3 protein-coding genes are annotated in these 6650 nt (G+C 74.7%); all 3 read right to left on the bottom strand.

Going from position 1 to position 6650, the window contains the following annotated elements; genetic code table 11:
- Positions 1-111: 111 nt before the first annotated feature.
- The 3 genes from AB0H37_RS23750 to AB0H37_RS23740 all read right to left on the bottom strand — a co-directional run bounded on the left by AB0H37_RS23750 (position 112) and on the right by AB0H37_RS23740 (position 6595).
- A complete protein-coding gene (locus tag AB0H37_RS23750; RefSeq protein WP_360615184.1) occupies positions 112-1950 on the bottom strand; it encodes a glycoside hydrolase family 3 protein in 1839 nt (612 codons plus the stop codon).
- 131 nt (positions 1951-2081) lie between these two features.
- Positions 2082-3284: an AI-2E family transporter gene (locus tag AB0H37_RS23745; RefSeq protein ID WP_329090797.1), complete on the bottom strand. Its 1203-nt coding sequence runs from the start codon at positions 3282-3284 to the stop codon at positions 2082-2084.
- Between the two features lie 107 nt (positions 3285-3391).
- Positions 3392-6595, bottom strand: a complete 3204-nt coding sequence (locus AB0H37_RS23740) for a DUF4132 domain-containing protein (RefSeq protein ID WP_360615182.1) — start codon at positions 6593-6595, stop codon at positions 3392-3394.
- Between the last annotated feature and the right edge of the window lie 55 nt (positions 6596-6650).

Raw genomic sequence — 6650 nt, 5'->3', positions numbered from 1 at the left:
CCGGTCACTGGATTACCGACGTGTGCACCTCCGACCGCCCGGGCCCGGGGGCGGCCGCGGCCGCCGCCCCGCCACCGGGCCGCCGCACGTGCGGCGGCCCGGTCCGGCGGGTCAGTAGCCCAGGCCGTGCCCGAACGGGTAGAGGACGGTGCCCGGCTCGTCGCGGGCGGGGACGGCGACGGGCAGCCGCCCGCGCGGGTCCAGCTCGCCGAACAGGACCTTGGCGGCCGACCGCAGCGCCTCGGCCGTGTAGGAGTAGGTCGCCAGGTAGGTGGTCGTCTCGGGGAACCAGGCGATGTCGTAGGGGTCGCGGACGGCGACGACGACGACCGGTCTGCCGGTGGCGACGAGCGCCTTGACGAGCTCCGTCTGACCGGGCCCGTTGTGGCCGGGCTCCTGCTTGACGTCCCAGGCGCGGTTGGTGACGGCGACGACCAGGTCCTGGTCCCGGGCGGCGGCGACGGCCTCGTCGATCTGGGCCTGACCGGGGCTGAGGCCGGTCTGCCGGATGGTCGCGGTGGCGCCGCGGCGGGCGAGCTCGGTGCCGAGGGACGTGGTGGTGGACACGCCCCATCCGGTGACCAGGACCTTGCGGGCGCCGGGGCGCAGGGGCAGGACCCCGGCGCCGTTCTTGACCAGGGTCGTGGTGCGGTCGGTGGCGCGCTGCGCGGCGGCCAGGTGTTCGGGCGTCCCGACGACCTGGCCGATCTTCGACTCGTCGGCGTAGGGGTCACGGAACAGGCCGCGCCGCTGCTTCAGCTCCAGGATCCGGTAGACCGACTCGTCGATGCGCTTCTCGGTCAGCTCGCCGGACTTGACGGCGTTGACGACCGCGGCGAGCTGGCGGGGGAACACGCCGTTGCCCTGGGCGTCGGCGGGCGGCTTCAGCAGGACGTCCACGCCGGCCTTGAGGGCCAGGACGGGAATGTTCTCGTCGCCGTACTTGTCTCGGACGCCCTGCATGTCCAGGGCGTCGGTGACGACGACGCCGCGGTAGTGGAGGCGGTCCCGCAGGATGCCGGTGAGGATGGGCCGCGAGAGGGTGGCGGGGTCGCCGGAGGGGTCCAGCGACGGCACGACGATGTGCGCGGTCATGATGGAGTCGACGCGCTGCTTGATCGCGGCGCGGAACGGGGGCAGGTCGAGCCGTTCCCATTCGGCGCGGGTGTGGTCGATGTGCGGGACGCCGGTGTGGCTGTCGGTGGTGGTGTCGCCGTGCCCGGGGAAGTGCTTGACGGTCGGGGTCACCCCGCCGGCCCGGTAGCCGCCGATCTGCGCGGTCACCATGTCCGACACCAGGGCGGGGTCGGAGCCGAAGGACCGGACGCCGATGACGGGGTTGGCCGGGTTGACGTTGACGTCGGCGTCCGGCGCGTAGTCCTGGTTGACGCCGATGGCGCGCAGTTCGCCGCCGGTGATGCGGGCGAGCGCGCGGGCGTCGCCGCTGCGGCGCCCGGCGGCCAGGGCCATGTTGCCGGGCGACTGCGTCGCGGGCGGCTGGACGCGGGCGACGATGCCGCCCTCCTGGTCGATGGCGATCGTGGCGGGGACGCGCAGCGGCTGCGCCGCGGCGGCGCGCTGGATGCCGTTGGAGAACGCGGCGAGCTGCCGCGGGTCGGTGACGTTGTCGCCGTAGTAGATGAAGCCGCCGGGGTGGTAGCGGGCGACGACCTGCGCGGCGTTGTCGACCCCGTACAGCCTTCGGTTGGCGGCGACGTCGGCCGGTTCCGCGGTGGTGGCGCTCTTGCCGTAGATCTGCAGGACGAACAGCTGCGCGGCCTTCTCCTGCAGTGACATCGACCGCAGGATCCGCATCAGCCGCGGATCCTTGCCGGCGTGCGGCGCGGCCTGCACGGCGGACGCGTCCAATGCGCCGAGGCCGGTCACCGCGAGCGCTCCGGCCGTGAGGCCGGCGAGCCACCGGCGCCGGCGCGTGCGGGGACGGTACATGACGGCTCCCTCCCGCCCCCGAGCTGCCTGATGATCAAGGTTCCTCCCGGCACGGTAGCCGTGGCGGGCGGCTCCCGTCCACGGCAATGCTCGACGATCCGCTCCGGAACCGTCCCCGATCCGGTAAAGCCTCAGCCGCGGCGCAGCCACCGCCACCAGCGCCCGGGGGGCGCGTCCGGCTCGGTCAGGGGATGCTCCTCCACCTCGTATCGGCGCACGTACGCGCCGGCGAACGCCTGGAGGCTGGCGCCGAGCGGGATCGCCAGCAGGATCCCGATGGGCCCGGCGACGGCGGCGCCGGCCAGGATGAGCCCGAACGCGACCGCCGGGTGCATGTCCAGGGTCCGGGCGGTGATGCGCGGTTGCAGCAGGTAGTTCTCCAGTTGCTGGTAGGCGATGATGAACAGCAGGATCCACAGCGCCGTGCTCGGTGACCTGGTCAGGGCGATGAGCACCGGCACGGCCCCGGCCAGGTAGGTGCCGACGGCCGGGATGAACTGGGAGACCACGCCCACCCACAGTGCCAGGGCCGCCGCGTACGGGACGCCGAGCCCGGCCATGGCGGCGTAGTGGGCGACGCCGGAGATGAGGGCGAGCAGTCCCCGGGAGTAGATGTAGCCGCCGGTCTTGTCGACGGCGATCTCCCAGGCGCGCAGGACCTCGCGCTGGCGGTGCGGCGGAAGCAGGGAGCACACGGTCCGGCGGAACCGGGGGCCCTCGGCGGACAGGTAGAAGGTGAACAGCAGGACGCCGAGGGTGTTGAAGAGGACGCCAAGGGCGGTGGTGCCGAATCCCCACACGTTCGCGGCGAGGTCCGACAGGTGCCGCGACAGCGCGCCGGTGACCGTGGGGAGCCGCTGGAAGACCGTCTGCTGCGACAGGTGCGTCCCGAACGTGGCGTTCACCCATCCGACGAACCGGCGGACGTAGCCGGGGAACCCGCCGATCAGGTTGGTGACCTGGGCCGCCAGCAGCGACCCGATACCGCCGAGGAACCCTGCGATGAGCAGCCCCACGACGACGAACATCGCCGCGGTCGCCAGGCCGCGGCGCCATCCGCGCGCGGCGAGCCAGTTCACCGCGGGTTCGATCGCGAAGGCCAGGAACAGCGAGATCAGCAGGAGCAGCAGCAGTTCGCGCAGCCGCCCCAGCAGCCACAGGCCCGCCAGGAACGCCAGCACGCTCCCGCCGGCGAGCGCGAACGCCTTGGGCAGCCACGGCGGCATCTGGTGCGACCGTTGGGGGGCCTGCTCGGGGGTGGGGGCGTCGGGCGGTTCATGGGCCGGCGTAGCGCCGGGCGTGTCGCCGGGCGGCTGGCCGGGCGTCTGCGGCATTCCTGCACGTTAACGGCGTCCGGGCGGGCATTCCGGGCGCCCCGCACCGCGGCAGGCGCAAGCTTTGCCGGGATTTCAGCCCCCGCCGCGGTCAGGCGGTGCCGCCGTCATCCCTGGGTGGCCGCGGTCAGTTCGGCGAGCAGTTCGCTGGCCTGGACGGCATCGGGGTCGCCGGTCACGTGGACGCCGCCGATCGTGACGATCTCGGCGGGGTCGCGGTCGCCGATCGCGACCGCGGGCTCGAAGCCGAGCCCGGCGGACACGCCGCCGGGCAGGGTGCGCGTCATCCCGCCGACGATGCCGGCGTCGGCGGGCATGTCGTGCTCCCAGCCGTCGTGCTCCAGGCGCAGGAGCCGCCCGAGCGGGACCGTGGCGCCGTCGAACCGGGCGAGGCGGCCGGTCCGGCGCTCCTCCTCGCCGAGGGCGTACACGGGGCGGTCCAGCTGCGGGAACGGCTGCGCGATCTCGTAGTCGCCGAACACCTGCGTCCAGGCGGCCAGGTCCCGGCCGGCCAGGTCGAGGCGGTGCGCGACGCGGACCCGGGCGGCGCCGTCCAGGGCGAGGGCGTCGTCGGCGGAGTCGGCGAGCGTGCCGTCCTCGGCGACCCGGAAGGCCGTGCCGTCGCCGGTGAGCCACACCAGCCGCCGGACGATGTGGCGCAGCAGCGGGTGGCCGGCCAGGAGCCGCTGGAAGTCGGGCAGGGCCCAGGAGCGCCGCTGGACCATGGCGGACTCCAGCCTGCGCACCTGGCCGGCGGCCACGGCGCGCACGTCCTTGCGCAGCGCCGCGAACCGCTTGTGGGCGGCGGGGGCGAGGTCGGGGTCGTCCTTGGCGCCCGGTTTGGGCAGCGCCTTGCGCGGCCTGCCCGCGTCGTCCAGGACGTAGGGCCTGAGCTGCTCGTCGAAGCCGACGGTGAAGCGGCGGGGGCCGTAGTCCAGGACGAGGGTGCCGGCGGCGTCGAGCCCGAGGTCGGGCACCAGGCGGTCGGCGAGTTCGTCCTCGGTGAGCCCGAGGCCGCCGGCGATCTGGTCGATCTTCTGGCGGGCGCGCTCCTTGAGGGCCGTGAACCGCAGCTTCTGGGAGATGCCGTGCAGGTGCAGGAGCGCGACGTCGGTGCCGATCTCGGCCAGGACGTCCAGGCCGGCGGCGGCGTTCCTGTGGCGGCTCTGGCCGGGCCACGCGCGGATCAGCGGGGTGAGGCGGCGGGCGGCCTCGTCGCCGCCGAGCAGGCCGAGCTGGGTGAGCGCCCAGCCGTCCCTGGCCGGGTGCCCGGCGGCCTCCCACCGCTCGAACACCGCCCAGGAGAAGGCGGCGAGCGACTCGGGGTCGCAGGCCCGTTCGACATCGGCGAGGTCGGGGCGCGCTCCGCCGGGGTGTTCGAGCGCGAGCGTGAGCAGCAGGTTGTGCGTCGCATCGGAGGGTAGCGCCCGGTCGCGCCGGGCGGTCAGGATCTGCGGCAGCAGCGCCGGGTCGGCCCAGCCGCCGATCGTCGGCGTGCGCAGCGGGACCAGGTCGAGCGGGTCGGCGGTCATCAGGTCCGCGATCGCGGCGGCGGCGCGGTCGCCGTGGACGCGGGCGGCCTCCACGACCGCCTCCGCGCCCTCGTTCCCGGCGATGTGCAGCAGAGCGAGCTGCGCGGCGCGGCGCTCGCGTCCGGCCGGGCCCAGCGCCGCGGGGATGAGCTGCGGGACGGCGGCGATCCGGTGGCGGGCGAACCAGTCGTGCGCGATGGGCCGCGCCGACTTCAGCCGCAGCGCCCAGTCCGCCATGAGCGCGGCGATGCGCGGGGTGAGGAACGGGAGCAGCACCTCGCCGTCGGAGGCGGGCGCGTCCGCGGCGGCCTTGGTCAGCAGCGGGGCGGCGTCCAGTTCGTAGCGGGCCGCCATCTCCTTCTTGTACCAGGTGAGGGGCGGGTCACCGGCGGCCCATGCGGCGAACAGGGGCCGCACCAGTTCCTCGGGCCCCTCGGCGAACAGCTCCAACGTCTGCCAGTAGGCCAGCCGCCCCGCCTCGTGGTCGAGGATCCTGCCGACCCAGCCGTCCCGGTCCCACCATCGGCCGGACGGCGACCAGGCCTCCCGTTCGCCACGCTTCCAGCGGACGGCGGCGACGTCCGGCGGCACCAGCCCGTCGATCACCACGGCCCGGCGCTCGCGGCGCCGGCGGCTCCAGGGCGGGGTCACCAGCGAGGCGGGCAGCTCCCGCGCCGCGGCGTCGGGCACGCGCGCCGGCCCCGCCTTACCCCCCTCGCCCAGTTCGGGGTGGGTGAGCAGGTGTTCCTCCAGCAGTTCGGCGGCGACCTCGGCGGCCTTGCCGGTGCCCGCCGCCGCGCCGCCCAGAAGCCGTGCCGCCCTCGCGGGGAACCGTTTCATCGCCGTCGCCAGCGCGGGCCTGACACGGTCCTGGTCGGCGCGGTCCACCAGGGCCTGGAACGCCTCGTCGGTGGGCAGGACCGCCAGCGCCTCGGCGCTGTTCTTGCGGGCCTTGGCGTTGTGCGCCGTGTCGTAGGCGTGGGCCAGCGGCGGCGCGAGGGCAGCGCCCACACCGTCCACGGCGGTGGTCACCAGTTCGGCGTTGCCCGCCTGCCACCCCAGGACGCCCAGGCGGGCCAGCTGCGCCGGGGAGGCGATGGAGCACCACAGCATCCAGGAGTACATGTGGTCCAGCGGGCCGCCGGCTTCGGCCAACGACTCCTCGACCCAGTCCTGCCGGGTGGGCGCGAGGTAGGTGGTGACGGAGCGGAGCAGGACGTTGCCGCGGTACTCCGCCAGGCGCGAGACCGCCCGCTCGTACTCGGTGTCGTCCACGGCGGCGAGAACGGCCCGCATCCGGACCAGCGCACCGCGCATCACCCACCAGTGGCCGTACTTCTCGTGCGGGTCCCGCAGCCGGACCCACGCCTCGTGCCGCACACCCTGCTCGATCCACCGCCACGTGGGCTCGGCCTTGCTGAGGCCCGCGACCGCGGCGGCGGCGAACGCGGCACCGCGCTCGGCGCACCAGGCGTCCGCGAGCAGGGTGTGCGATTCGTCCTGCCCGGACTCCTTGCGGACGGCGATCTGCCCGACGACCGTGGCGCCGAGCGGGTCGTCCTCGCCGCTCAGGTACCGCCGGGCCGCTGCGACGAGCCCGGGGTCGCTCCGCGGGTTGCCGAGCACGTCCTCGACATCGGCCGACCGCGCCCGGATCTTCTCGGAGAGCGCGTCGCCCGCCGCGGGGTCGAGCTTGAGCACGGTGCCGGGCGTGCCGCCCCGCCGCGGATGCAACCGGCGCCGCCACACCGCCGGAACGACCAACGTCTCCTCGTCCATGGCGCCTCACCGTAGGACCAGGCTCCGACAGGCGCCCTGGCGGTCGATCCAGGCG

Origin of the sequence: Actinomadura sp. NPDC023710, assembly GCF_040639875.1 — a bacterium.
Taxonomy (GTDB): domain Bacteria; phylum Actinomycetota; class Actinomycetes; order Streptosporangiales; family Streptosporangiaceae; genus Spirillospora; species Spirillospora citrea.
This window is presented reverse-complemented; position numbering and strand designations above follow the sequence as displayed.

Excerpts from the sequence above, each read along its gene's own strand:
- AB0H37_RS23750 (WP_360615184.1), bottom strand. The coding sequence starts at position 1,950 with ATGTACCGTCCCCGCACGCGCCGGCGCCGGTGGCTCGCCGGCCTCACG.
- AB0H37_RS23740 (WP_360615182.1), bottom strand. The coding sequence starts at position 6,595 with ATGGACGAGGAGACGTTGGTCGTTCCGGCGGTGTGGCGGCGCCGGTTG.
- AB0H37_RS23745 (WP_329090797.1), bottom strand. The coding sequence starts at position 3,284 with ATGCCGCAGACGCCCGGCCAGCCGCCCGGCGACACGCCCGGCGCTACG.